Raw genomic sequence first — 24,718 nt, forward strand, 5'->3', positions numbered from 1 at the left:
AGGTGACCATCGCTGACTACGGCGCGAGCAATATACTAAGCATAATGAGGGCTTTTCAGCACCTTGACGTGGATGTGTCCTGTGCGGATCAGCCCGCGGACATTCTCGCGGCAAAGCGCCTCGTGGTTCCCGGCGTCGGCGCCTTTGGTGATTCCATGAGAGCCCTTCATCGTCAGGGGATGGCCGCCGCCATTGTCGAGTTCGCCCAGTCAGGAAGACCGCTCCTCGGCATCTGCCTTGGCATGCAGTTGTTGTTCGACTCATCCAGTGAGTTCGAAGAAATGCCGGGATTGGGCCTGATTGCCGGCCGGGTTGACCCGATCCACGCCACGGGAATCAATGGTTTGCCCCATAAAATACCCCATGTGGGTTGGAATAGATTGCGCGGCGCGCCATGGAGCGGGTCCATCCTGAGGGACCTTCCTCCGAAGCCTTATGTTTACTTTGTGCATTCCTTCGCTGCCCGTCCGGCAAAGGCGTCCGAAATATTGGCCACCACCGCCTATGATGGCCGGGAAATCGTTGCTGCGGTGCAAAGCGACAATCTTATCGGCACCCAGTTTCATCCCGAGAAAAGCGGGGAGCAAGGGCTAACGATTCTCGCTAATTTCATGACGGAATGTGGTGGCTTGAAAAGATAAGATCAGCCAAGCGCGGTTCATGTTTAATAGAACCCTGCACAAAGGCGCACCCCTTTGATTGCGTTTGGATCTACCGAAACTCCGGCGGATCCTCCTTCTGCTTAATACATAATTGGGCTGTCCCATGCTTGCCCGCATAAAAAAACGGCTTAGAAATCAGCAACAGTTGATCTCTAAGCCGTTGATTTAAATGGTGAGCGCGACAGGATTCGAACCTGTGGCCGTCTGATTAAAAGTCAGATGCTCTACCAACTGAGCTACGCGCCCCCAATATGAGGAGGCGGAAACCTAGCGAAGCGCGGCTCGGATAGCAATATGAATCCGTACGATTTCTATGCAACAAAACGCTGCTGGTAATTCCGGTATGAATTGCCATATCATGCATGGCTTTTATGAACATCTGAGAATGGCAGTCACGGGAAGGGGAGACAGTATGAACGTCGGCGATATTCTGAGCAGCAAAACCAAAGCTGTGATCACGGTGCGGGAAGAAGATACTTTGGAAACCGTCGCCACGCTTTTGGCTTCCAACCGCATCGGTGCGGTTCCCGTGCGCGATGACTCCGGCGATCTGGTCGGCATTATTTCCGAGCGCGATATTGTCCGCGCCCTGTCCCAGGACGGCGCCCACGCCCATTCTGCTCGGGTCAGCGGCTATATGAGCACGAACCTGGTGACTTGTAAGCCCGGAGATTCCTGTAAGGCCATCATGGAAAGCATGACCGGTCGCCGCATTCGCCATTTGCCGGTTCTCGCCGACGGGAATCTGGTTGGTGTGGTCAGCCAGGGTGACGTGGTCAAGGTGCGTTTGGAACAATCCGAACTGGAAAAGGCCGTGTTGCAGGATATCGCCATCGCCCGTCCGTAATCGGACAGAGACCTTTGGATCAAGCGGCGGGTTTACCGCCGCTTTTTCTATGCCCGGCTTCGACCCAACGCGAGAAACAAAATTGGGCGAACCGCGAGGGCACCCGGCCTACTTTGCCCGACGGGCGTCGCCAAGCCTGGGAAACTAAAGGCTCTAATAGGCTGCTGAAAAAGTTCGGTTTCGAGCCTGTGGCGACACATGCTTCGACAAGCTCAGCATGAGGGCCTTTGAATTTCAACATGTTAGAGTCGGATTCAAAAGTATTCCTTTGATCTCGAGGGCGTATATTTCCGCTCTTGCGGCGTCAAGACCTCCTAACGGGGCGCCGCCCCGTGTCGTCGGCCTTTCCTGGCCAGATCAAAAATCTACTGCCTTGATATCTAAAGGATACTTTTAAATCCGCCTCTTAGCCTCACCCTGAGCTTCCTCATCCTGAGCTTGTCGAGGGACGAAGGGCGAGGCGGGCCGTAGGACAACACTTTTCAGCAACCTGTTAATCAGTTTTCCTGCGAGCGGACTCATACGCCGACGCAAAATGACGGGCGCGGAATGGATCGTTGTGTTGGGTTTACGGATTAAGCCTTGGGGGTGAAGCCGAATCGTTGGTTCAAGGATTCGGTGACCCGGGGCGAGACGAAGTGGGAAATATCCCCGCCCAAGCGTCCGATTTCCTTGACGAATCGCGACGAAATGAACTGATTGCTTTCTGAAGCCATCAAGAACAAGGTCTCCACCTCGGGATTGAGCCGGGCATTCATCCCGGCCATCTGGAACTCATACTCGAAATCCGAAACCGCGCGCAGACCCCGGATAATCACCTTGGCCTCGCATTGAACGGCAAAGTCCATCAACAGGGTATCGAAGGGGCGCACCTCCACCTGGGCGCCGATGCAATCCCGGCAGTCTTCCAGGTCTTGCTCAAGCAGCGCCACCCGTTCTTCCAGCGTAAAAAGCGGTCCCTTGCCAGCATTCACGGCCACGGCAATGATCAGCCTGTCCAGAGCCCGCCCGGCGCGGGTGATGATATCCATGTGGCCGTTGGTCACAGGATCGAACGTACCGGGATACAGACCGACGAGACCGCTCATGCAGGGCCGCCTTCCTCATTGCTTGGTTCGATGGGATCGCCATCGAATTCCGTGTCATCTTCGTCCAGGTCGTCCCCTTCGTCCCGGAGGCGGGAGACTGAAACAATATGTTCGTCCTGGGCGACCCGGAACAGGGTGACGCCGCGGGTGGTGCGACCGGTAAAGCTGATGTCGCGCACCGGAACCCGGATCAACTGGCCGCCATCGGTCACCATTACCAGTTGGTCATCGCTCAGGACCGGGAAGGACGCGGCTACGGTGGTTTCCGGCCGGTCCCGACGGCTCAGGTCGATGGCGCCGATTCCCTGGCCACCACGCCCAGCCGTGCGGTACTCATAGGCGGAAGAGCGCTTGCCGAAGCCGTCAACGGTGATGGTCAGCACGAATTCCTCTTCCGAGCTCAGACGTTCGATGGTCGTTTCGTCCAGGCGGGTGGCATTTTCTTCGTCGCGGGCCTTGTCCTCGGGCCGGTCGGCGTAATCCGAGGAGGCCAAACGCCGTCGCGCCGAAACCGCCGAGAGATAGGTATCCCGGGTTTCCATGTCCATGTCCCTGTGGACCAGCGCCGACATGCCGATAACTTTGTCTCCTGGGACCAACCGGATGCCGCGAACGCCGGTGGAATCGCGCCCGGCAAAGACCCGCACGTCGGTGACGGGGAATCGGATGCATTTACCCTTGGCGGTGGTCAACAATACATCGTCTTGTTCGGTACAGGTGCGTACCCGGACGAGATGGTCGCCGATGCCCAGCTTCATGGCGATCTTGCCGTTGGCCATGACGTTGGTGAAGTCCGATAGCCGGTTACGGCGCACGTTGCCTGACTGGGTGGCGAACATGACGAACAGATCGCTCCAGGTTTCCTCGTCCTCGGGCAGGGTCATGGTGGTGGTGATGGTCTCGCCGGCATTCAGGGGCAGTAGGTTGACCAAGGCCTTGCCGCGCGACTGAGGGGTGCCCTGGGGCAGCTTATAGACCTTCATCTTGTAGACCATGCCCTCGGATGAGAAGAACAGCACCGGGGTATGGGTGTTGGCCACGTAGACTTGGCTGACGAAATCCTCTTCGCGGGTACTCATGCCCGACCGGCCTTTGCCGCCGCGCTTTTGCGCCCGGTAGGTCGACAGGGGCACGCGCTTGATGTAGCCGGTGTTGCTGACCGTCACCACCATGTCCTCGCGTTGGATCAGGTCTTCGATATCCTGGTCCAGTTCGCCTTCTTCCAAGGTGGTTCGGCGGGGCGTGTTGAACTGTTCCTTCATGGCCACCAGTTCGTCTCGCAGCAGCTCATAGAGCTTCTCGCGAGAAGCGAGGATGGTCAGGTATTCCTTGATCTGATCGCCGATCTTTTGCAGATCGTCGCCGATCTTGTCGCGCTCCAAACCGGTCAACCGATGCAGGCGCAGATCCAAAATGGCCTTGGCCTGGGTTTCCGACAGCTTGTAGGTGCCATCCACCACCCGGTGGCCGGGTTCGTCGATCAGCTCGATCAGCGGCGCCACGTCCAGGGCGGGCCAGGCACGATCCATCAATTGCTGCCGCGCCGTGCCGGGGTCCGGCGCCTTGCGGATCAGGGCGATGATTTCGTCGATATTAGCCACGGCGACGGCTAGACCGGCCAAGACGTGGGCTTTTTCCCGGGCCTTGTTGAGTTCGTAAATGGTCCGCCGCCGAATGACTTCCTCGCGGAAGGCGATGAAGGCGTCCAGCACCTGGCGAACGTTCAACAGTTCAGGCTTGCCACCGTTGAGCGCCAGCATGTTGACGCCGAAGCTGGTTTGCAGGGGCGAGAATTTATAGAGCTGATTGAGCACCACGTCGGCTTGATGATCGCGCTTGATCTCCACCACCACCCGCACGCCGTCGCGGTCGGATTCATCGCGCAGGTCGGCGATGCCTTCGATCTTTTTGTCGCGCACGCATTCGGCGATGATCTCGATCATCCGTGCCTTGTTCACCTGATAAGGCACTTCGCTGATGATGATGGCTTCGCGGTCCTTGCGGATTTCCTCGATGCGGGTGCGGCCACGCATGATCACCGAGCCGCGCCCCGTATGGAACGCCGAGCGGATGCCGCCTTGACCGAGAATCAGGCCTCCGGTGGGGAAATCCGGGCCGTGCATATGGTCGCGAATGATATCATCGATGGTGATGTCGGGATCGTCGATAACGGCGCAACAGGCATCAATGACTTCGCCCAGGTTATGGGGCGGGATATTGGTTGCCATGCCGACGGCGATGCCGCCCGCGCCATTGACCAGCAAATTGGGATATTGGGCGGGCAGGACCGAGGGTTCGCCGGTGGTTTCGTCATAGTTGGGGACGAAATCCACCGTGTCCTTATCGATGTCTTCCAACAGCGCGTGGGCCGCCTTGGCCATGCGGGCTTCGGTGTAACGCATGGCCGCGGCGCGGTCGCCATCCATGGACCCGAAATTGCCTTGTCCGTCGATCAACGGCAGGCGCAAGGAGAAATCCTGCGCCATGCGGACCATGGCGTCATAGATCGCCTGATCCCCATGCGGGTGGTATTTACCCATGACATCGCCGACGATGCGCGCTGACTTGCGGAACGGTTTATTGTACTCGTAGCCGTTCTCTTTCATGGCGTAGAGAATGCGCCGGTGTACCGGTTTCAGACCGTCACGCACGTCGGGTAGGGCACGGGATACGATCACGCTCATGGCGTAATCGAGATAGGAACGCCGCATCTCCTCTTCGATGGTCACCGGGGCGATGTCGAAGGGTTCGGCAGGGGGTGTTTGATCAGTCAACGAATGTCGCTTAAGTTATTGAAGAAAAAGGTATCTATGGGGTATCTTTCAACCCCTTGTGTTCCATTCCGGACAATAGCAGGTTTCCCGTCGTGGAACAACAGCATGTCGGTTTCATGACCATGGGTTTTCGGGGGCAATTTGCGCCCATCGGGTTGAGAGGAGCGGGAATGGATTTATACATAGACGGTCAGGCGATTCCCTTGCTGGAATCGGAGGGCGATACCCTGCTGCGACTTTCCCTGGCGGCAGGCATTCCGCATCAGCATGCCTGTGGCGGAGAAGCCCGTTGTTCCACTTGCCGGGTGCGGGTCTTGGAAGGCGCGGACCTCCTCGCACCACCCACGGCCGCCGAACGAAAACTGGCCAAGTCCCTTGCCTTTCCGCCGGAGATTCGATTGGCCTGTCAGTGTCGCCCACGGGTGAAAGGGAAGGGGCGCGTCTCTGTCCAGCGCCTGATCCGCGACACCCTGGATGCGGAAAACCTGTTGGCCATCGACGAGGCCGGGGTGCGAGAGATGAACCTGGTGATCCTGTTTTCCGACCTGCGTGGCTTTACCTCTTTTGCCGAGCCGTTGCTACCCTATGACACGGTGCATATCCTCAACCGCTATTTCCGGGTTATGGGCGATGCGGTATTGAACCATCACGGGGTGATCGACAAATACATGGGGGACGGCCTCATGGCTCTGTTCGGAGTCGAGGGAGAAGCTTGTGAACAGGCCGCCGAAAACGGTTTGCGGGCTGGTCTGGCCATGCTGGAAGCCTTGGAGTCCTTCAACGGCTACCTAGTCGACAACGGCTATCGGGGCGAGCCCCTGGCCATGGGGGTGGGCATTCATGCGGGCACGGTGGTCTATGGGGATATGGGCCATCCGGGTCAGGTGAGCCGCACCGCCATCGGTGACCCGGTCAACGTGGCCAGCCGCCTGGAAAGCGCCACCAAAGAGGCCGGACACCCCATATTGGTGTCGGAAGACTTCAAACGACTATTGAACGGGCGGCTGCACAGCGCAGGCGAACTGGAGGTGGCGCTGAAGGGCAAATCCGAGCCGACCCTGGCTTCCAAAGCGATCGGGTTGGCTGGTTCTCCCAGATGCCAACCCGATCAAGTTAGTTCCTAAGCTTTCGGGGCCGTTTGCGGGGACCCCATTTCGGTCCCCGCGTTCAGCTTCCGCTATTATTTGAACTTGAGCATCAGGGGCTTTTCTTCGAAAGCGTGACGGACCTGGGCATTGTCAAACGCGGCAACGCCGAAGCCATAGGTCTTGGATAGATCGTCGAACTGGACGTCGTGCTTGCTGCCCGTCACCATCTTGCGGGCGACTTCAACGGTCCATACGCCATCTTTCCAGTTGAGACCCAGCATGATGTCACCACGATCTCCGACTGGCTTTTGGATCTTGATGGAGGCGACTTCGTCTCCGGTCATAAACTTGCTGTCGTCGAATGGCACGGCGTTTTCGGCTTTCAGCCAGTAAGTGCCACCCTTATTGGCGGGCTTCCCGGATTTATCCATGAATTCAGGCATGCCGTTCTTCAAGCCGATGTTTTTGTAGCCACCGCTTGTTTTGGGGTCGCTGTGCCGACCGGCACCCTTGGCTGTTTTCGGGTCATAGCGCATATGGTCGAGATACTGGTCGTCCACATAGCCCAATGGTCCGCTGCGCACTGATTTCACATGCCAGATGTCACCCATTTCCGATTCATCTTCGGTGTACTTGTTGCCATAAGGCTTGCCCGGTTCACCGGAGTGGCAGTTCATCTGACAGCCCCGTTTTGCAAAACCGAAGATGGACTCATCAATATCCCAGATAAAGGCCGCCTTATCTTCGTAGTAGACGTTGTTGTCGCCGCCTTTGTCATTGGGGTCTTTGAGCTTTTTCCAACTTCCGTCCGCCTGTTTTTGGTACGGAGCGCGTTGGTAGTTCAAGGTCGCATCCTTGTACTGCATCAAGAAGTAAACCATGTCGCCGGCATAGGCGGCTTGGATGGTTCCGGTGGTTTCGCCCTTGCCACCAAAGTTCCCACCCTTGACGAACTTGAGATCGGTTTTGGGGGCGGCGGCCCAAACCGCATCGTTTGCCATACCGTCCAAAGTCGGAGCGGCGGCGGCCTTGACGGCGTTGACGGTCAAGCTTTTGTCCTTGGCCTGTCCGTCGGATGCAACGGTTATCAGGCCCATGGCTAACGCGGCACAGGCTATCGGTGTGATGTACTTCATCGCTCTCTCCTGTTGTAAGCTTCCTGTTGTAAGCTCTTGTGGTTTCTGTGGTCTTTTGGCTATTCGTCGACCGTTCGGCTCAACCCGTCCGGACGGCGGTCTTACTTATCTTTGTTAAGAGGGTGGGGCGGATGTTCGTGCCATCCGGTGATCATCATTTTGAACCCGGCACTGGCGGTGATCCCCATGGTGCCCATGTAAATGTGCCCCAGCATGAACATGGAAAGCAGGAACCCAATCACGTAGTGGCCGACGGCGATGGGAACCAAACCGTAAAAACCGAACAGCGTTTCAGGCACCAGTTCAGGGAAGAAAAAGGCGATCCCGGTGATCGTCAGAATTGGCATGGCGCCGTACATCACCAGCAGATAGGTGATCTGTTGCAAGGCGTTGTACTTCAGTTCCGGAGTCGGCAGCACGGGAGGCTGTTCGCCCTTGAAGATGCCGCTGGCCACGAAGGCGTTCTGGCGGTTGATGTTGTCGGCCAGGTTTCCGAGATCCGGCAGGTACTGCCGCCAGTTGCCGGTCTGAGCATTCCACAGCAGGAACAAGGCATAGAGCACTGCCAGCACAATACCGGCCACGTTGTGCACGGTGCGCGCCAATTCAAACGGCAGGATCGGAACCGGAGAGTCCGTGAAGTGCAGCGCCGCTCCGGAAATCATGAGCAGAAGCATCAAGAGCGCATTCGACCAATGCCACAAACGCAGCCACAAGGGCAGAATGTAGGTACGATCAGTCATGGCGGCGGCTCCTTCGACGGTAGGCGATGATCCGGGCCAGGGTGTGCACTCCGATCCCCGCGACAACCAAAAGGGTGATTCCGCCAAAAGCGAGGTCCAGGTAGCGATTGCGGGTCGCGCCGACCACATAGGCCTCGTTGAGGATGACGCTATTGATGAATCCTAACTTCTCCCGTTCCTGCCCCACCAGGTGCGCGTACTGACGCAACCGCAGCGCCGAGTCCACGGTGTGGCAGGCGACACAGTCCCGCAAGGCCCCTTTGGCGCCCATGATGTTGTGAGACAACAGCTGTTTTTTCCAGGGTGCCGTGTGGCAGTCAACGCAGCGGACTTTTGTCCAGTGGGCCTTGAGGTTGGGCAGCCATTCGTGGTTTTTCTCCAAGTCTTCCTGGCGTCCGCGCCCCAACGTGGCGAGGCTTGAGGTAATGCCATGGCACTGTGCGCACATGGCGTTGTCCTGTGCCACCGCTTCACCCACTGTCTTGAATTTGCTGGCTTTGAGAAATACATGCGGATCGTGACAGGAATCGCACGCGATCTTCGTCGTCATTTGCTTGTGATGAACACTCTCCATGTATTGTTCCTCAATGTAGAGGAACTCCCGGGTGTGGCATTCATCGCAATTATTGATAATCGATTTGCCTTGTTCGAAGTGAGGGTACTCTTTGTATCCCGTCACATGGCAAGCCAGGCAATCGACCAGACCATGGCTCGATGCCTCATAGACTGTCTGATCGACAAAGAGACCCTGCATCTGCTCGTACTCGAACTCTTTTTTTTCGAGCTTGGCGATCCCTGTTTCCGAATGGCATTTCAGGCACGCCGACTGGATACTTCGGATGTTTTGCAGCTCTTCCGGGGTGAGAGGCTTGGCCTCTTTCGCCAAAGCGCTGGAAAATCCTGCAAAAAGCGCAATTGCCACCCCCCACGCCACAAGGTGACGCGCCGAAGCACCCATCATCTGATGGCCCCCTTCCTCAAAATAATTCGAGAAATTACTGTATAAATGTACACTAAAAAAATAGATTGAATCAATTGATATTTGTCATTTTATAATCAATACTAAATTAGTCGGGTTTTATTTTCCCATTGTTTACAATGAAATGTAAGGAAAAATGGGTTGTTATGCAAAAAATGACTACCCCTATGCGTAGGAAAAAATTTAAATCCATTGATCAAAATAAAATAACATACAAAACTAAATATTACATAAATCGAATACATTAATAATTACATTTAATGTGATTTTGTGTATGGTGTTATGTTGTTTCCTTGCGGAATATATTAAAATATAGGTGAGTGTTATGTTGTTGTAAATTATATTATTAGAATGTATTTATTCATAAATAGTTTTGAATGCAGATATTTTATACTTATTGGATGCTTGTGGGTTGTTTGTGATTTGGGTAGTCCTCTTTCACACATCATCACAGTGTGAGATTTTATTGCGGATATTATTGAATGGTCTTGCAAAAATCGATGAGGGTCTACCGCATCCGCCCACCTCAACAGGCGGCGCGCCGCACGCTTTGTTCGGAGGAGCGGGGTGGGCAGAGGGTCATCGGGGGTCCACCAGGTCGAGGTGGCATGCGCGCGCCGACCTGATAAGATTCAAGCGAGCTTTGATCAACTTGAACGCTTGCATGAAGGCTGTCTTGCGCGCCCTGTGGGCACGTGCAAGACCCTGATCATAGTCGGGGCGGGCGGTTTTCCAGATCATGGCTTGGGTCATCGGGTCCTCCGATCTTAGCAGAGATGTATGAATTAGTTTGATTTGTTCATTTAGCCACTCATATTCCGGCTGAATTGGTCAATTTTCACGATTTTGCTCGCATTTTTGAGGCTTCACAAACTACAATTCCTGATCATATGGATTAGAAAAACTAATTTGGAAATCGACGTGGCCGACGATCAGTTGCCGCCTTTGAACAGTTTGCGGGCCTTCGAGGCCGCCGCTCGCCATTTGAGTTTCAAGAATGCGGCGGAAGAGCTGCATGTAACACCGGCGGCGATCAGTCAGCAGATTAAGAATCTTGAATTGCTGGTGGGCGCGCCCCTGTTTCGCCGTCAGCCTCGTGGGCTGCTGTTGACCGACGAGGCTCAACAGGCCTTGCCGCTGATCCGGTACGGATTTCAATCCTTGGCGGCGGGTTTCGGTAAGATGTCCCGCCGCACGGCGGAGGGGCGCTTGACCATTGCCGTGCCGTCTGGTTTCGGGGCCCGTTGGCTGGTGCCCCGACTGGCCGAGTTCCAGCAGAGAAACCCGAAAATCACGGTGCATCTGGACGCTTCGGACCGATTGGTGGATTTTGCCCGCGACCATATCCACATGGCCATTCGCTATGGTCAGGGCGACTACGCCGGTCTGCATGAGGAACTGGTTCTGGCCGAGACTGCCTATCCGGTTTGCAGTCCGGCATTGTTGCGTGGGGAAAGACCGCTCGACGAACCAGGCGATCTCGTTCATCACACCTTGCTGCACCATGGCCGGGAAACGGGCCTGGAGCGACGCCCCTGGTGGTCGAAATGGATGAAAGCGGCGGGGGTGGCGCCGACAAATACCGAGGAGGGGATGACGTTCAATCTGATCAGCCTGGTGATCGCCGCTGCCGTGGCCGGGCAGGGAATCGCGCTGATCAGCAAGGTCCTGGTAGAGGAGGATCTGGCCGCAGGGCGCCTGGTTTTGCCCTTTGGTGGCTATTGTCCGCCGGACTGGCGCTACGGCTATTACGTTCTCTGCCGTCCGGATGCGGTTTCAGATCCGAAAATCGAGTTGTTCAAGGCCTGGCTGCATGAAAGCGCCGAGGCCTATCGCCTGGGTGGCAGTTCGTCGAAGTGAGGTAGCGTGCCGGGATCGGTATGCCAATCGGCGCGTGAGGCGCAGAAAATATTCTGCGTGGGCCGCAGGCCCGGATCCTTGTCCATGGTGCCCGCTGGAACGACCACCGCTTTTCCGGATTTGCCCAGCCAGGGCATCGATGAACCGCAGACCCTGCAAAAGGCGGTGGCGAAATGTTTGGATTCTTCGGGTTCATAGCGCCCGACAAGATCGGCTCCGGCCAGCCACCGGAAGCCATCGGGCGGTACCAGCAGATTTGAGGCGAACATGGCGCCGCTGACCTTGCGGCAGCGTGAACAATGACAGTTTTGAAAGACTCCGAAGGTCTTGGTGACGGCATAGCGCACCGCCCCGCAGAGGCAACTGCCGAATACGCTGATCGGTTGCGCGATCAAACCCTATAGCCTTTAAAACGGAATTTCGTCGTCCAGGTCGGAGCCTGGTGCGCCGCCGCTGCCCGCCGAGGGACCCCAGTCCGGACCGCCGCCGCCTTGTTGGCCGCCGCCACCGCCTTGTTGGCCGCCACCGCCATAGCCGCCACCGTTCTGATTGCCATAGTCGCCACCGCCACCGCCTTCGGAGCGCCCGTCAAGCATGGTCAGTTCGCCCCGGAAGCGGTCCAGAACCACTTCGGTGGTATATTTCTCGATGCCGTCCTGACCGGTCCATTTGCGGGTTTGCAGCGCGCCTTCCAGATAGACTTTCGAGCCCTTGCGCAGGAACCGTTCGGCCACATCGGCGAGGCGCTCATTGAAGATGACGATCCGGTGCCACTCGGTCTTTTCCTTGCGCTCGCCGGTCTGCTTGTCTTTCCATGATTCGCTGGTGGCGATGGACATATTGACAATCTTGCTGCCGCTCTGTGCGAAGCGAATCTCAGGATCGCGGCCCAGATTGCCGACGAGAATTACCTTATTGACGGAACCGGCCATACTATCCCCCGCGTTTTGCCCATGGCTTGAAAACCGCCGCACTCTACACCGTCAGGCCAGGGAGGCAAACCCCCATGGCGTGATATTGAGGCCAAAATAGGGTATAATGAATCTCTGAATGGTTCATACCCCGACGTCGGGAGGTCTGAGATGAAAACAGTTCTTTCCGCCATGGCGATCCTGGTCTTGCTGGCCGGTTGCTCGGGCATTCCGCGATTGCATTCCGAGGAAATCATTGGGATTGGTGCCGGAACGGCGTTGGGCGCCTATTCGGGGCAGAAGTTGTTCGGCACCTACGGCGCGGCCGGAGGCGCCGTGATGGGAGCCGCCTTCGGCATGTATTACGGCGATGCCTGGGCCGATCAGGATCCGGACCGCTACGACCCGGCTCTTTGGCCCTGATTGAAGACGTTTCCCATCCAACCATCGCCGCAATTTCATTCAGCCAGTCATTGCGCGCGCCGGTCAACCCTGATCTACTGACCGTCGGCCATTTTGGCTTGATTGCTGGGCATGCAAGGAGAGGCGGGTTTGGGGCGCATTGATATTGCAACATTGACCGGTATGTTGGTCGGCGTTGCCGTGGTTGGGCTGGCCATCTATACCGGGTCCAATTTTGGCATATTCGTGAACGTGCCTGGCCTGCTGATCGTGTTCGGCGGTACTTTTGCCGCGACCTTGGTCAAGTTTCCCTTGGCCGGTGTGTTCGTCGCCTTGCCGGTGGGCGCCAAGGCCGCTTTCACCAACGAAAAAATCAAGCCACGCGCCTATATCAAAGAATCCCTGCGCCTGGTCAAAAAGGCCCGTCAGGACGGCCTGCATACGGTCGAGGACAACAAGATCGCCAACCCGTTTTTTAAAAAGGGCGTGCAACTGGTGGCCGACGGGCGCGATCTGCCCTATATCCGTAAAATCTTGACCCAGGACATGGCCCATTCCATCGCTCAGCATGAGCAGGGCGCCAAGATCTTCCTGGCCATCGGCGAGGCGGCCCCGGCTTTCGGTATGTTCGGGACCCTGGTGGGGTTGGTGCAGATGCTCTCGACCATGGATGATCCCACCAAGATCGGCCCGGCCATGGCCATTGCCCTATTGACCACATTGTATGGCGTTTTGATCGCCAATCTGGTGGCCTTGCCCATCGCCGACAAATTGGAGAGCAAAAGCCGCGAGGAACGGGATTTGCGCTATTTGGTGATCGAATGCGTGTTCCAGATTCAGCAACGCACCAATCCAACGGAGATGATCGAGATCCTGGAAACCTTCCTGCCGGAAAAACAACGCCGGATCGGCGCTCCCAACGCCTATACCGACAGCAAACGCAAAGGGTAGGGCATGGAATACACCCGTGCGGAACCACAGCAAGAGGTCGAGACAAAGCGCAAGGGTGCGCCGCGCTGGATGTGGACTTTTGCCGATTTGATGTCCTTGCTGTTCGCGCTGTTCGTGCTGCTGCTGACCTTTGCCGAATTCGATCCCCAGCGGTTTTCCAGCACCGCTGATTCCGTGCGTGCCACCTTCGATGCGGATCAGGGGCGGCGCATTGTCCGCTCCATCGCGCCGGGTATCTTGCCGTTCAATGACGGCGATACGATTCAGGAAACCACCCTCGACGACGAGGAACTGCGCAAGGCCGAGGAACTGAAGCAGCGCAAGGAAGACACCCTGCACGACCTGCGGCGGAGCCTAGGGGGCGAAATCGACCGGAACGTGGTGCAATTGGAAGAGACGGAGCAGGGGATTTTGTTGCGTTTCCCCAGTGCCTCGGCCTTTCCCTCCGGCGGCAGTGACTTGAAGGGCGAGATCTTGCCTGCCATTGCCGAGACCGTTGAAGTGCTCGCCCGCACGCCGGGCCACATCGAGGTCTCCGGCCATACGGATGATGTGCCGATCTCCACCGCCCAGTACCGGTCCAACTGGGACCTATCCACAGCCCGCGCGGTGTCGGTGGTGCACGAAATGCTCGAATTGGGGCTGGAACAGGGGCGCCTGTCGGCCACCGGGTTTGCGGAATCCCGACCACTCAATGCCAATGACACACCCGGCAACCGGGCCAACAACCGACGGGTGGAAATCGAGCTGATCCTGGGGACGGAGGAATAGGGAGAGCGATCCCTGACGGCGCCCCTAAACCGCTTTCAAAACGGCCGCGTCAACGTGATTGAGAGATTGGGCCACGACATAATAGGTTCCACCCGGTTGCAGGGGCCGATGGCTCGTCGCTATTGATCGGAATAGGATGCTCGCCCGACAATCACGAAATTTTTAATTTAATTATAAGACGCATTCTCATATACTGAGGCAGCTTGGGGAAGCGGCAATAGAAGGGGTATGCAAATGCTCGAATCATATGTCGACCCTACGAAATTCTTGGAAACCGCATTGCAGGGCCGGGCTGTCTCCCTCGAACGGTATGTGTTCGCCGACGGCGACGTCATCTTTGAAGAAGGGGAGGAAGGGTCTCAGGCCTATTACTTGTTGTCTGGCGCGGTGGAAATCCGCAAGACCTGCCAACAGGCTTTCGCCATTCGCCTGAATAGGATCTGCACGGGGCAGGTGTTCGGTGAAATGGCGTTGATCGACGGCCAACCGCGCATGGCGACAGCCAAGGCAATCGGATTGACGGAATGCATTGCCTTGCCGCGAGATCTGTTTTTAGGTGAATTGTCCAAAGCCGATCCCTTTACCCGTTTTATGATGAACACGTTGCTCATCCATGTGCGCACCATGGGGGTCCGAATGGCCGCTCAGGCAGATCTGGCCCGGGTACCGTTTACCGAGCGGTTCGCCAACGCCTATGTGGCCCATGGCCGGGGGGTGAGCGATATTGACTACTTTTTCTGCGATGGCGACGGCGACAGGGTGGAAATCGCCGCCGACATTATTTACGAGGACCCGGTCTGCCGGACTTGGAATTCCATTTGCTCCAAGCTCAGCTATGTGGATGACCTGAATGTGCTCGACGGCATGGAACTGCGCAGCCTGCACAAGCTGATCGGTTCGGAAATTCTCAGTGGACGGGAGTCGGAGTTCATGGATCTGATTTACCAATCCGATGATCTGCGGGACCTTCTGACCGAGCGGGCGCGAGGGATCTGTGCCCAGCGCTGCGGATCCTAATGCCTTACGCGTTTCATATGATCCCCCGCGGCGTCAAGCTCCCTCACCGATGCGCCACATCGCTTTCAGGACCTTTCCCGGCGGTTTGATTCACCGGAGACCATCAAAATGGGTCAAATGAAACGCCAGGGGCTTGTCTTATGAAGAAGGTGTCCAAGGGCTGTAAGCTCAAGGATGCCAGGGTGTGGCTAACATGTTGAAAGCTCAAAGGCCCTCATGCTGAGCTTGTCGAAGCATGTGTCGCCACGCTCGCGAAATCGGACTTTTTCGGCAGCCTGTTAAACCTTGAATCCAATGATCGAGATATCATCCCGCCGAGGTTCCCGCCCTTGATAGTGTTTCAGGGCTTCGAGAATGGCCTGCTTCTGATCCGGCATGGGGTTTCCCGCAATGGATCGGAGCAAGGTCTTGAAGCGTTTCTTGCCAAACATGCGGCGGCGCTCACCGCCGATCTGATCGGTCAAACCGTCGGTGCTCAGGTAAAAGGCGCATCCTTCGGTGGACCCCACATCGATTGTATCGAAGGTCTGATCCAAAGGGATATTCCGATAACCAATCCCGCATCGGTCTCCTTTGATGGACTCGATGGTGTCCGCGGACGCCACGAACAGGTCGAACTTGGCCCCCGCGAAGCTGAGGCGCCTCGTGCCGCGATGAATGCGGCAGATCCCCATATCCAGACCATCATCGGATTCGCCGTCCGTGCGATGCTGACGCAGCGATTTCTGTACGCTTTTGTTGATGATGGACAACATGCGGCCCGGGTCACCATCGGGTTCCTCGCGGCTGGCCCGGTCCATGGCCCCCGTGGCGATCATGGTGAGGAAGGCACCGGGAATGCCATGGCCGGTGCAATCGGCCAGGGCGATCAAAAAGCCGTCCGGTAACCGGCGGTACCAATACAGATCACCGCCGACCCGATCCCGTGGTTCCCAAATGACAAAATGTTCCGACAGGTCTTCGTCCAGAAAGGAGGCCGGTGGTAGAATCGAGCGCTGGATCCGCGAGGCGTAGTCAATGGAGCCACTGATGATCCCATGGGCCTTGGACAGATTCGCCTCGGCCCGTTGCCGCTCCTTGATATAAGCGCCGACCTCATGGCTGACCTGATCGAAGGTGCGTGCCATCTCGCCGATTTCGTCCTGGCGGTCCGTATGGGGAATATCCGCCGCCTGATGGGTCTGGCCAAATGTGGCAAAGGCCTCGCTGATTTGGGCCAAGGGGCGGATGGTCACCGAGGACAGGAAGTAGCCACCCAAGGCCAGCGCAAGGGTGACCGCGAGACCGATCGCCGTCATGTCCCGGCGCAGATCCACGATGGATTGTTCGATCTCCTTGCGGTCCATTTCGGCAATCAAGGCCCAACGGGTGCCGAGGAAATCCAGCGGCTGATAAGAGGAGAGGGCCTCGTAGCCACGGTAGTTGATGGTGATTCCGATGCCGGTCTCGCCTTCGAGGGCACGGGCAACGGCCTGGGTATTGACCGCGCTTTTCAAAATCGTTGACGGGTCCGAGAAGCGGGAATCACTGCGCATCAGCTGATCGTTACCGACCAGATAGGTTTCGCCAGTTTCCCCCATGCCGTCGGTTACCTGAAGGATCTTGTTGATCCGCGCGGTGGGCATCTGAATGGCCATAACGCCGACGGGATCGCCGCTGTCCAGGACCGGCATGGCCAGGAAGGCGGCGGGGCGGCCTTCAAGGGGCCCATAGGGAGAGAAATCGATGAAGATCGCCCGGTCTTGATCGTCTGCCGGGTCGTCGACGGCGTCTAGGACCCGGCGGAAGGCCCGGCCGATTCCCTCGTCTTTCCAGGCGCCATCCATGACGTTCGTGGCAAATTCCCGGCCTTTGTCGGCGGAATAAATGAGATCGCCGTCCAGGGTCATCAGGGAGATATCGAAGTATCCCAACTGCTCGCGGACCAACTGGAACCAGTCGTTCAGCCTGAAGTGGGTGCGGGCATAGTTCTGCAGTCCGTCAATTTTCAAGGTCTTGAGCGTTTTTAGGTCACCGGTGGGGGTGACCGCATTGTACAGGCGTTGCAGGACCTCGGTTTTTCGGTCCGGGGGAAGATCGATTCCCTCCCAGGCCGCCTCCGTTTCGAACAAGGTGTTTTTCACCGCCGAACTGGACGCCAGAACCGCCAGGGTCTGCTCCGTTTGCTTGAGGTAGGAGACCAGGGCCGTGTGGCGGATGGTGCGCAGGGTCTGGAGTTGTTCCTCCGCCTCGTCGAGCAGGGATCCTGACAGATTGACATAGCTGATCACCCCAAACGTGATGGCGGTGATCACGGCGCTGAAGGCGACAAACAGCGGAAATTTCAGTCGGAAGGTCATCGGTCCGTTCCGCGGTTTCAGCGCCTTTTCGCAAGAGCTGCGTTCAAACGGCGGATGTGATCGTCATCCGTGGCTTTGGAGCAGATCAGATAGCGTTTGCCGCCCGGCGGCATGTCTTCCAGTTGCAAGAGGGCGATGTCGTTGCCCGCCACGCCCAGCATATGGATCAGTTCCTCGGCTTCTTCCGCCGAGACAATCATATAGTCGAAGCGCTGCCCCAACAGCATGCGGATCATGCCCACGTTGTCCTGGGACGAGGTCACGGCGGCCAGATCGTATTTTTTCAACAGCGGATCCACGTACGGACCATAGGAAAAGCCCAGCTTGCGGCCCATGGTCAGGGCTTTGTTGGACAGCAGCGCCTCCACCGACTTCATTTTCAGGGCGGTGACGTTGTCCGCCCTCACCAGCGCCACTTGAGGGGCATCCTGATAGACGGCCTCGGTATATTTGCCGAAGGCCTCCCGCTCGGGGTTCTTGAACCAGCCGGCGGCACAGACCGGCTCGCGATTCTTCTGGATGGTCTTGAGATGCCGGTTGGCGGCCATGATTTTCCATTTGAACGGTAGGGCGGCTTTTTCGAAGGCCTCGGCGATGGGGGTCGCGACCTTGCCGGTAAAGCCGCCGTCGAGTTCCTGCACGTAATAGGGCGCGCGCTCGAAAATGAGTACCTTGAGCGGCTTGTCCGCCGCCCATACGGAAGCCGAAAGACTGGCCGCAACCAAGACCAAGAGAACAAGAGCAAAGGGCCGTTTCATAGGTCAATCCTGACGGGTTGCCGATCAAAGGGGAAAATATCGGCATAGCTTAGCCGACCCGCTTTCGCCGGGATACGTCTTTTTGCTTGTTGTCCTGGCGGGAATGGAGACAAAGGGCGTAGAGAACGGACTCGATTTCCGCCGCCATCCGGGCCATATAAGCGGCCATGGAAAAGCTCATCGTACGCGGCGCCCGCGAACATAATCTGCGTGATGTCACCGTCGAGATTCCCCGCGATCAACTGACCGTCATTACAGGGCTGTCGGGCTCGGGAAAATCCTCGTTGGCCTTCGACACCATCTATGCCGAGGGACAGCGGCGCTATGTGGAGTCCCTGTCGGCCTACGCGCGACAGTTTCTTGAACTGATGCAGAAGCCGGACGTGGACTCCATCGAGGGCCTGAGCCCGGCCATCTCCATCGAGCAAAAGACCACGTCCAAGAACCCGCGCTCCACGGTGGGCACGGTGACCGAGATCTACGATTATATGCGATTGCTCTGGGCGCGGGTCGGTATTCCCCATTCCCCGGCCACCGGCCTGCCCATCGAAAGCCAGACGGTGAGCCAGATGGTCGACCGGGTGATGGCCATGGAAGAAGGCACGCGGCTCTATCTGCTGGCCCCCATCGTGCGCGGTCGCAAGGGGGAGTATCGCAAGGAATTCCAGGAGTTGCGCGGCAAGGGCTTCGCCCGCGTGCGGGTCGACGGGGAGATGTATGACATCGAGGAAGTCCCCGACCTGGATAAAAAGATCAAGCATTCCATCGAAGTAGTGGTGGATCGTCTTGTCCTGCGCAAGGAACAAGGCGAGGCGGCCGTGGCCTTGATGAAGCGCCTGGCCGATAGCTTCGAGACGGCGCTCGATCTGGCCGACGGCCTGGCCTTCGTCGAGGATGCCAAGAGCGGTGAGAGTACGACCTTTTCCGCCAAGTTCGCCTGTCCGGTTTCCGGCTTCACCATCGAGGAGATCGAGCCCCGGCTGTTCTCCTTCAACAATCCCTTTGGTGCCTGTCCGTCCTGTGACGGCTTGGGCACCGAGATGTATTTCGACCCGGAATTGGTGGTCCCGGACGACCGGCTGTCCTTGACCGATGGCGCCATCGCCCCCTGGGCCAACGCCTCGTCGCGGATGTATCGGCAGACGCTGGAGAGCCTGGCGGTGCATTACGGCTTCGACATGGTCACGCCTTTCGGCCAATTGCCCAAGGCGGCGCAAAAGGTGGTTCTTCATGGATCGGGCGATGAGGTCATCTCCTTCGTCTATGCCGAGGGCAAGAAGAGCTATTCGGTCGAAAGGCCTTTCGAGGGCGTCATTCCCAACATGGCGCGGCGTTGGCGGGACACGGATTCCGCCTGGGTGCGCGACGAGTTGGGCAAGTACCAGACCATCACCACCTGCGATGCCTGCGGCGGGCGGCGCCTGAAGCCCGAGGCTCTGGCGGTGAAGATCGACGGAAAGGACATTTCCGAAGTGACCCAACTGTCCATTCGCGGTGCCCTGGAATGGTTCAGCCAACTCGATAACCACCTGTCCGACCAGCACAGCGAGATCGCCCGGCGCATCCTGCGGGAAATCAACGAGCGGCTGGGGTTTCTGGTCAATGTGGGGCTGGATTATCTGACCTTGTCGCGCACATCGGGGACTTTATCCGGCGGCGAGAGTCAGCGCATCCGCCTGGCATCGCAGATCGGCTCGGGCCTGACCGGGGTGCTCTATGTGCTCGACGAGCCCTCCATCGGCCTGCACCAGCGGGACAATGACCGATTGCTGGCCACCCTGGTGCGGTTGCGCGACCTGGGCAACACGGTGATCGTCGTCGAGCATGACGAGGATGCCATCCGCTCCGCCGATCATCTGATCGACATGGGGCCCGGCGCCGGGGTGCATGGCGGCAAAGTGGTCGCCGAGGGCACGCCCGAAGAGGTCATGGGCGTTGCCGACAGTCTCACTGGCCAGTATCTGATCGGCATGCAGCAGATCCCGGTGCCCAAAAAGCGCCGCAAGGCCAAGCGCGGGCGTAAGTTGAAAGTTATCGGCGCCGAAGCCAATAACCTGCAAAAGGTCGATGCCACCTTCCCGCTGGGCACCTTTACCTGCGTCACTGGCGTATCCGGTGGCGGCAAGTCGTCACTGGTCATCGAGACCTTGTGGAAGGCCCTGGCCCGTCGCCTGCACGGTGCTCGGTTGCATGCCGGGCCGCATCAGCGGATCGACGGGATCGAGCTGATCGACAAGATTGTCGATATCGATCAGTCGCCCATTGGCCGCACGCCGCGCTCCAACCCGGCCACCTACACCGGCGCCTTCACCCCCATCCGCGACTGGTTCTCCGCCCTGCCCGAGGCCAAGGAGCGCGGCTACAAGCCGGGGCGCTTCTCGTTCAACGTCAAGGGCGGGCGCTGCGAGGCCTGTCAGGGCGATGGCGTGATCAAGATCGAGATGCATTTCCTGCCCGACGTCTATGTGCAGTGCGACGTCTGCCACGGCAAGCGCTACAACCGCGAGACCCTGGAAGTGACCTTCCGGGGCAAGTCCATCGCCGACGTGCTGGACATGACGGTGGAGGAGGGGGCGCAGTTCTTCAAGGCCGTGCCTTCCATCCGCGACAAGCTGACCACCCTGGAACGGGTCGGCCTGGGCTATATCCACCTGGGCCAGCAGGCCACCACCCTGTCCGGCGGCGAGGCGCAACGGGTCAAACTGGCCAAGGAGCTGTCCAAACGGGCCACCGGTAAGACCCTCTACATCCTCGACGAACCGACCACCGGCCTGCATTTCGACGACGTGCGCAAGCTCCTCGAAGTACTCCACGCCCTGGTGGAGACCGGCAACACGGTGGTGGTCATCGAACACAACCTGGAAGTCATCAAGACCGCCGACTGGATCCTCGACATCGGCCCCGAGGGCGGCGACGGCGGCGGGCAGATCGTCGCAGCGGGCACGCCGGAGGATGTGGCCGACGTGGCGGAAAGCTATACGGGGCGGTATTTGAAGGGGGTGTTGGGGGGGCGTTGAACCATGCGATCGGATATTTTAGGATAATATCGTGTGCTATCCTATTTATACGACCGGTAGGGTGTCATGACGAGATTTTCGATTGCCATGTCTGACGACCTAGGTGGCTACGTCCGGAACACCATTGCCGAAAGGCACTTTGACAATGTGAGCGAGTATTTCCAGCACTTGGTCCGGAGCGAGATGGAATCCCGCAAGAGTGATGCCCAATTGCGCGAACTCATTGACGAAGGACTGGCCAGCGGAGTTTCCGAACTCAGTCTAGACGAGATATGGGCTGGGGCGGCTGAAGATGGCGCGAACAAGAGTCCCTGACTATCTCCTGAGCCGGGCGGCCGCGGCCGATCTGAGGGAGATTGCCCAGTAAACCATTGAGCGGTTTGGGGTGGATCAGGCGGATACGTATCGGCAGGATTGCAGTGACTGTTTCGCGCTCATCGCGGCCAATCCTGAAATGGGCACCAAGCTCGACCATATTAAACGCGAAAGGCTTTTGACTCGGGATACGGCGTCACAATCATCGCAGCCACGCCAATTACTATATGGTGACCGACCAACGGCTTGTGGTCGTTCGGGTGCTTCATGCGAGCCGGTTGTTCCCTGGATCGGATTCCTAACCTTCCACCCCCAGCCTTTGATGCCATGCCGCGATACTCTCATCGGGATATTCTTCGAAGGTCTTGTCGCGCGGCCCGGCATGGACCGGCACCCAATCAGCCTTGGAGCCGAGCATTAAGTGAGTGCGTTCCGGCGGCACCGGTAGCGGCGTGTCGATGGCCGAGGCGAAGGGGTGGACCAATTCCGGCCAGCGCGGGTCCCAGGCCCACAGACCCGAGCCGCAGATTTTGCAGAAATGGCGCTTCATGGGGCTTGGGCGGGTTTCGCCCGTGTCCGGATCGGTAAGGATCACCTGATAAACGCTGAGGTTTTGCTCGCCTTGGATTTCGAGGGTTTCCGCCTCGCCTGACAGGTTGATCGCGTAGCCGCCGCCGCCCTGGGTCTTGCGGCAGATGGAGCAGTAACAACGATTATAGGGATAGGGGTGCGGCGAATGCAGGCGGAATGTCACCCCCTTGCAGTGGCAGGAACCTTCGAGCAGCATGAGCCTGTCTCTCTCTCCATCAATCCATGAGGCCATCATGACCGAAAGCGAGATCGTTCGGCAACTGCAAGCGGAAGGCTACGGCCAAGTATTCGTCTGGGAAGATGCTTCCGGCGCCCGTTATCCCCATCATAGCCACCCGGGCCAGACCGCCCATGTGGTGCTGGCCGGTGCCATCACCATAGCCACCGCCACTGGTTCCAGGACATACCGGGCCGGAGACCGCTTCGATGTTCCGGCGGGGGAAAGCCATGCCGCGGAAGTAGGGCCCGAGGGCTGTCGCTATGTGGTGGCGGAATAGTGTCGGTCATCACAGCCAGGAAGTCGGATATTGGTTATGATAAGGGTGAAAGCTTAGGAGGCGATCATGACCCGGACCGTTATGCCGACCATCCCAACCCCCATGGACCTTTGGGAACCGGAAGAGGACCTGACCGATCTGATCGCTGCCGCCATGCAGGCTGATGAAGAACTGCGTCGCCAGCGTGAACTGGAACGGGCCCCAATTCAAATTGAAAGGCCCTCCGAGGAGTGGCTCTATCCGCCCAAGGATTGAGGCAGCCATTGCCATCCGGTTGCCGGCATTATGGGTGAACGGGGACCCGAACAGGGTCGGGTCAACAAGGGGCATTGCTGTGCCGCACCCTCTGCTATACTGGCATCATGGCTGATGACATTACCGAATCACCTCTGCCGGAAATAGATCCGGCCACCGCCCTGGATTGGCAAATGCGGGGCGATGCGGTGATTCTGGACGTCCGCGAGGCGTCGGAATACGATTTCGAAAACATCCCGGGATCGGTGCTGCTGCCCTTATCGTTTCTCGACCCCAAACGGGCCCCGGCCATCTTCCACAACAAGGTCGTGGTGATCTGTGCCATGGGCAAAAGGGGCGCGGCGGCTCAGAAACAGCTCACCGAATACGGCATGCTGGAAATCTATAACCTCACCGGCGGCATCGCCGCGTGGAAAAAGGCCGGATTGGAAGTCCAGGGCGGCAAGTACGAGGCCATGGACTATTCCATTTAAGGCGAGCCTTCCAGGCACCCGCCGCCGCGTTGCGCAATCAAATCTCGGACCTGCGCCGATTCGGCCATCTGGCGCGCCACCAGTTCGCCGAACAGGCGATTTCCCTCCTTTGTCATATGGATGCTGTCCGTATAGTAGCGATGATCGCTCCGTATGAGGTCCAAGGTAGCGATCCTGGGAACGGCCTGTGCCTTCGAAGTTTGGTCGATTGCCTGATTGTAGACATAGGGCCCTTCGACAATATCCGAACGAGGGACACCCGGCAGGTAAAGCAGCCGGGAGTGAATGATCGCCATCTGTGCGGAGACAGACTGTTCCCGCCGTGCCCGGGGGGCCTGTTCCACGAAAACCGGCAGGGCGTCAACGGAGCGGGCCGTCTCGACAAATTGCTTCAGGTCGGTCTCCATATCGCCAAGAAGAGACCGGAAATCCATTTGAAATGCGCCCCTCTCGCGGGTGGCCTGACGTTGCAGGTAGAGGGCCGTGGCATTCTTTTCCAGCTTTAGCCAAAGCAGGGAGGCGCGGGCAAAGGCACTGGGTTGATACCCCTTGAAGGGGAAGCCCGCCTTCCGGGCCTGTTCCCGGGCCCGAAACACCAGATCAGAAGGCAGAAGGACCGCCAAGTCGGGGGAAAATCGCGCCGCGTCCTCTAGCAAGCGCCTGGTGAAGAACGAAATACGGTCACCGGATATGCCGGCATTGAAAAAGTCAAACCGGCATCGGGGAAAGCTCTTTTGGAGCAGATCCACCACCACATGCGGCCAGGTGTCTCCGTCGTTCCTTATATGCCGGTTCAAGGTGGTCGAACTGCCAAAAAAACCAAGGCGAATTACCCCTTCGGGTTTCGGTTTCCGGAGGGCGAGGCCGCGAAATCCATCTTCTGAAAAGACCAAGCTTCCCCATCGGCTGCCTGGGCGAGGGCGTTGACGTCCATCTATCGATTCCCAGATTTCCGCTACGCGACGGATTTCAATCGCCGGAATTGCGCCATAGGTCTTCCATTGCGCCCCCCGAAGCAAGACTTCACCGGCCAACAGCAAGAGCAATAGAAACGCGGGAATGGCGAGCGCGACGAGGATCTCCTTGGTCCTCGGAGAGCATTCTTCCCATTTGAATAGCAGCGCCGAAATCATCAGACCCTACATGGCCAAATAGTGAAAGTCGGCGCGTGGCTCGAACATTCCGAAGAGCGCCAGTCCCAGCATGGCCAACAACCATATAGCTGAAAGGGCGGAAATCTTGGC

General features: G+C 57.9%; 24 protein-coding genes and 1 tRNA gene. 13 read left to right on the forward strand and 12 right to left on the reverse strand.

Features of this window, described 5'->3' with window-relative positions:
• Window positions 1-2 precede the first annotated feature (2 nt).
• Window positions 3-641, forward strand: coding sequence for an imidazole glycerol phosphate synthase subunit HisH (gene hisH, locus MGMAQ_RS08020; protein WP_252508717.1), 639 nt, complete (start codon window positions 3-5; stop codon window positions 639-641).
• Between the two features lie 191 nt (window positions 642-832).
• On the opposite strand, the gene MGMAQ_RS08025 is transcribed toward hisH, so the two are convergent.
• Window positions 833-908: transfer RNA gene (locus tag MGMAQ_RS08025), tRNA-Lys, on the reverse strand.
• A gap of 166 nt (window positions 909-1,074) precedes the next feature.
• Between MGMAQ_RS08025 and MGMAQ_RS08030 the strand changes: the two genes are divergently transcribed.
• Window positions 1,075-1,509, forward strand: a complete 435-nt coding sequence (locus MGMAQ_RS08030; RefSeq protein WP_046021130.1) for a CBS domain-containing protein — start codon at window positions 1,075-1,077, stop codon at window positions 1,507-1,509.
• A 575-nt stretch (window positions 1,510-2,084) separates the two neighbouring features.
• On the opposite strand, the gene coaD is transcribed toward MGMAQ_RS08030, so the two are convergent.
• Entirely contained in the window at window positions 2,085-2,597 is a 513-nt protein-coding gene (coaD, locus tag MGMAQ_RS08035) for a pantetheine-phosphate adenylyltransferase (protein ID WP_046021131.1), read from the reverse strand.
• Window positions 2,594-5,308: a DNA gyrase subunit A gene (gyrA, locus tag MGMAQ_RS08040; protein ID WP_052716573.1), complete on the reverse strand. Its 2,715-nt coding sequence runs from the start codon at window positions 5,306-5,308 to the stop codon at window positions 2,594-2,596. Before gyrA ends, coaD begins: the two co-directional genes overlap by 4 nt.
• Before the next feature lie 233 nt (window positions 5,309-5,541).
• Between gyrA and MGMAQ_RS08045 the strand changes: the two genes are divergently transcribed.
• Window positions 5,542-6,495, forward strand: coding sequence for an adenylate/guanylate cyclase domain-containing protein (locus MGMAQ_RS08045; protein ID WP_052716237.1), 954 nt, complete (start codon window positions 5,542-5,544; stop codon window positions 6,493-6,495).
• Window positions 6,496-6,551: 56 nt separating this feature from the next.
• On the opposite strand, the gene MGMAQ_RS08050 is transcribed toward MGMAQ_RS08045, so the two are convergent.
• The 3 genes from MGMAQ_RS08050 to MGMAQ_RS20685 all read right to left on the reverse strand — a co-directional run bounded on the left by MGMAQ_RS08050 (window position 6,552) and on the right by MGMAQ_RS20685 (window position 9,299).
• Entirely contained in the window at window positions 6,552-7,595 is a 1,044-nt protein-coding gene (locus tag MGMAQ_RS08050; protein WP_046021133.1) for an ethylbenzene dehydrogenase-related protein, read from the reverse strand.
• A gap of 101 nt (window positions 7,596-7,696) precedes the next feature.
• A complete protein-coding gene (locus MGMAQ_RS08055) occupies window positions 7,697-8,338 on the reverse strand; it encodes a cytochrome b/b6 domain-containing protein (RefSeq protein WP_046021134.1) in 642 nt (213 codons plus the stop codon).
• Entirely contained in the window at window positions 8,331-9,299 is a 969-nt protein-coding gene (locus MGMAQ_RS20685) for a cytochrome c3 family protein (RefSeq protein ID WP_046021135.1), read from the reverse strand. The genes MGMAQ_RS08055 and MGMAQ_RS20685 overlap by 8 nt, the downstream gene beginning before the upstream one ends.
• Window positions 9,300-10,226: 927 nt before the next feature.
• Between MGMAQ_RS20685 and gcvA the strand changes: the two genes are divergently transcribed.
• Window positions 10,227-11,177, forward strand: a complete 951-nt coding sequence (gene gcvA / locus MGMAQ_RS08065) for a transcriptional regulator GcvA (RefSeq protein ID WP_046021136.1) — start codon at window positions 10,227-10,229, stop codon at window positions 11,175-11,177.
• On the opposite strand, the gene MGMAQ_RS08070 is transcribed toward gcvA, so the two are convergent.
• The gene (locus MGMAQ_RS08070) at window positions 11,147-11,572 is read right to left on the reverse strand and encodes a GFA family protein (RefSeq protein ID WP_198409176.1); all 426 of its coding nucleotides are present in this window, start codon (window positions 11,570-11,572) and stop codon (window positions 11,147-11,149) included. The genes gcvA and MGMAQ_RS08070 overlap by 31 nt on opposite strands.
• 12 nt (window positions 11,573-11,584) lie before the next feature.
• Complete coding sequence (gene ssb / locus MGMAQ_RS08075; protein ID WP_046021137.1) at window positions 11,585-12,109, reverse strand: single-stranded DNA-binding protein; 525 nt, start codon at window positions 12,107-12,109, stop codon at window positions 11,585-11,587.
• A gap of 150 nt (window positions 12,110-12,259) precedes the next feature.
• Between ssb and MGMAQ_RS08080 the strand changes: the two genes are divergently transcribed.
• The 4 genes from MGMAQ_RS08080 to MGMAQ_RS19490 all read left to right on the forward strand — a co-directional run bounded on the left by MGMAQ_RS08080 (window position 12,260) and on the right by MGMAQ_RS19490 (window position 15,229).
• Window positions 12,260-12,511: a hypothetical protein gene (locus MGMAQ_RS08080; RefSeq protein ID WP_046021138.1), complete on the forward strand. Its 252-nt coding sequence runs from the start codon at window positions 12,260-12,262 to the stop codon at window positions 12,509-12,511.
• Between the two features lie 129 nt (window positions 12,512-12,640).
• Entirely contained in the window at window positions 12,641-13,441 is an 801-nt protein-coding gene (locus MGMAQ_RS08085; protein WP_198409177.1) for a motility protein A, read from the forward strand.
• A gap of 3 nt (window positions 13,442-13,444) precedes the next feature.
• Window positions 13,445-14,212, forward strand: coding sequence for an OmpA family protein (locus MGMAQ_RS08090; protein ID WP_052716239.1), 768 nt, complete (start codon window positions 13,445-13,447; stop codon window positions 14,210-14,212).
• Between the two features lie 234 nt (window positions 14,213-14,446).
• Complete coding sequence (locus MGMAQ_RS19490) at window positions 14,447-15,229, forward strand: Crp/Fnr family transcriptional regulator (protein ID WP_052716240.1); 783 nt, start codon at window positions 14,447-14,449, stop codon at window positions 15,227-15,229.
• A gap of 278 nt (window positions 15,230-15,507) precedes the next feature.
• Here the strand turns inward: MGMAQ_RS19490 and MGMAQ_RS19495 are convergent, their stop codons facing one another.
• Complete coding sequence (locus MGMAQ_RS19495; RefSeq protein ID WP_052716241.1) at window positions 15,508-17,568, reverse strand: SpoIIE family protein phosphatase; 2,061 nt, start codon at window positions 17,566-17,568, stop codon at window positions 15,508-15,510.
• A 17-nt stretch (window positions 17,569-17,585) separates the two neighbouring features.
• The gene (locus tag MGMAQ_RS08105; RefSeq protein WP_046021139.1) at window positions 17,586-18,326 is read right to left on the reverse strand and encodes an ABC transporter substrate-binding protein; all 741 of its coding nucleotides are present in this window, start codon (window positions 18,324-18,326) and stop codon (window positions 17,586-17,588) included.
• Window positions 18,327-18,493: 167 nt separating this feature from the next.
• Here MGMAQ_RS08105 and uvrA point away from each other — a divergent pair, with 167 nt between their 5' ends.
• Together uvrA and MGMAQ_RS08115 are read left to right on the forward strand one after the other, a co-directional pair.
• Window positions 18,494-21,343, forward strand: coding sequence for an excinuclease ABC subunit UvrA (gene uvrA / locus MGMAQ_RS08110; protein ID WP_046021140.1), 2,850 nt, complete (start codon window positions 18,494-18,496; stop codon window positions 21,341-21,343).
• A 66-nt stretch (window positions 21,344-21,409) separates the two neighbouring features.
• Window positions 21,410-21,658 carry a hypothetical protein gene (locus MGMAQ_RS08115; RefSeq protein ID WP_046021141.1) on the forward strand — a complete coding sequence of 83 codons (249 nt, stop codon included), beginning with the start codon at window positions 21,410-21,412 and terminating at the stop codon, window positions 21,656-21,658.
• Between the two features lie 298 nt (window positions 21,659-21,956).
• On the opposite strand, the gene MGMAQ_RS08120 is transcribed toward MGMAQ_RS08115, so the two are convergent.
• Window positions 21,957-22,484 (reverse strand): GFA family protein, encoded by a 528-nt coding sequence (locus tag MGMAQ_RS08120; RefSeq protein WP_252508701.1) that lies wholly within the window; start codon window positions 22,482-22,484, stop codon window positions 21,957-21,959.
• On the opposite strand from MGMAQ_RS08120, the gene MGMAQ_RS08125 reads away from it, so the two are divergent.
• The 3 genes from MGMAQ_RS08125 to MGMAQ_RS08135 all read left to right on the forward strand — a co-directional run bounded on the left by MGMAQ_RS08125 (window position 22,483) and on the right by MGMAQ_RS08135 (window position 23,474).
• Window positions 22,483-22,746, forward strand: coding sequence for a cupin domain-containing protein (locus MGMAQ_RS08125; RefSeq protein WP_046023114.1), 264 nt, complete (start codon window positions 22,483-22,485; stop codon window positions 22,744-22,746). The two genes, MGMAQ_RS08120 and MGMAQ_RS08125, sit on opposite strands and share 2 nt — an antisense overlap.
• A gap of 66 nt (window positions 22,747-22,812) precedes the next feature.
• The gene (locus MGMAQ_RS08130; protein ID WP_046021143.1) at window positions 22,813-23,001 is read left to right on the forward strand and encodes a hypothetical protein; all 189 of its coding nucleotides are present in this window, start codon (window positions 22,813-22,815) and stop codon (window positions 22,999-23,001) included.
• A 107-nt stretch (window positions 23,002-23,108) separates the two neighbouring features.
• On the forward strand, window positions 23,109-23,474 hold the full coding sequence (locus MGMAQ_RS08135) for a rhodanese-like domain-containing protein (RefSeq protein WP_046021144.1): 366 nt from the start codon (window positions 23,109-23,111) through the stop codon (window positions 23,472-23,474).
• On the opposite strand, the gene MGMAQ_RS08140 is transcribed toward MGMAQ_RS08135, so the two are convergent.
• Window positions 23,471-24,607 carry an SGNH/GDSL hydrolase family protein gene (locus MGMAQ_RS08140; RefSeq protein ID WP_046021145.1) on the reverse strand — a complete coding sequence of 379 codons (1,137 nt, stop codon included), beginning with the start codon at window positions 24,605-24,607 and terminating at the stop codon, window positions 23,471-23,473. The genes MGMAQ_RS08135 and MGMAQ_RS08140 overlap by 4 nt on opposite strands.
• Between the last annotated feature and the right edge of the window lie 111 nt (window positions 24,608-24,718).

Origin of the sequence: Magnetospira sp. QH-2 (assembly GCF_000968135.1) — a bacterium.
Taxonomy (GTDB): domain Bacteria; phylum Pseudomonadota; class Alphaproteobacteria; order Rhodospirillales; family Magnetospiraceae; genus Magnetospira.

Coding starts and splice junctions, on each gene's coding strand:
- MGMAQ_RS08030 (WP_046021130.1), top strand. CDS start 1,075: ATGAACGTCGGCGATATTCTGAGCAGCAAAACCAAAGCTGTGATCACG.
- coaD (WP_046021131.1), bottom strand. CDS start 2,597: ATGAGCGGTCTCGTCGGTCTGTATCCCGGTACGTTCGATCCTGTGACC.
- gyrA (WP_052716573.1), bottom strand. CDS start 5,308: ATGCGGCGTTCCTATCTCGATTACGCCATGAGCGTGATCGTATCCCGT.
- MGMAQ_RS08045 (WP_052716237.1), top strand. CDS start 5,542: ATGGATTTATACATAGACGGTCAGGCGATTCCCTTGCTGGAATCGGAG.
- MGMAQ_RS08050 (WP_046021133.1), bottom strand. CDS start 7,595: ATGAAGTACATCACACCGATAGCCTGTGCCGCGTTAGCCATGGGCCTG.
- MGMAQ_RS08055 (WP_046021134.1), bottom strand. CDS start 8,338: ATGACTGATCGTACCTACATTCTGCCCTTGTGGCTGCGTTTGTGGCAT.
- MGMAQ_RS20685 (WP_046021135.1), bottom strand. CDS start 9,299: ATGATGGGTGCTTCGGCGCGTCACCTTGTGGCGTGGGGGGTGGCAATT.
- ssb (WP_046021137.1), bottom strand. CDS start 12,109: ATGGCCGGTTCCGTCAATAAGGTAATTCTCGTCGGCAATCTGGGCCGC.
- MGMAQ_RS08080 (WP_046021138.1), top strand. CDS start 12,260: ATGAAAACAGTTCTTTCCGCCATGGCGATCCTGGTCTTGCTGGCCGGT.
- MGMAQ_RS08090 (WP_052716239.1), top strand. CDS start 13,445: ATGGAATACACCCGTGCGGAACCACAGCAAGAGGTCGAGACAAAGCGC.
- MGMAQ_RS19490 (WP_052716240.1), top strand. CDS start 14,447: ATGCTCGAATCATATGTCGACCCTACGAAATTCTTGGAAACCGCATTG.
- MGMAQ_RS19495 (WP_052716241.1), bottom strand. CDS start 17,568: ATGACCTTCCGACTGAAATTTCCGCTGTTTGTCGCCTTCAGCGCCGTG.
- MGMAQ_RS08105 (WP_046021139.1), bottom strand. CDS start 18,326: ATGAAACGGCCCTTTGCTCTTGTTCTCTTGGTCTTGGTTGCGGCCAGT.
- uvrA (WP_046021140.1), top strand. CDS start 18,494: ATGGAAAAGCTCATCGTACGCGGCGCCCGCGAACATAATCTGCGTGAT.
- MGMAQ_RS08115 (WP_046021141.1), top strand. CDS start 21,410: ATGACGAGATTTTCGATTGCCATGTCTGACGACCTAGGTGGCTACGTC.
- MGMAQ_RS08125 (WP_046023114.1), top strand. CDS start 22,483: ATGACCGAAAGCGAGATCGTTCGGCAACTGCAAGCGGAAGGCTACGGC.
- MGMAQ_RS08120 (WP_252508701.1), bottom strand. CDS start 22,484: ATGATGGCCTCATGGATTGATGGAGAGAGAGACAGGCTCATGCTGCTC.
- MGMAQ_RS08130 (WP_046021143.1), top strand. CDS start 22,813: ATGACCCGGACCGTTATGCCGACCATCCCAACCCCCATGGACCTTTGG.
- MGMAQ_RS08135 (WP_046021144.1), top strand. CDS start 23,109: ATGGCTGATGACATTACCGAATCACCTCTGCCGGAAATAGATCCGGCC.
- MGMAQ_RS08140 (WP_046021145.1), bottom strand. CDS start 24,607: ATGATTTCGGCGCTGCTATTCAAATGGGAAGAATGCTCTCCGAGGACC.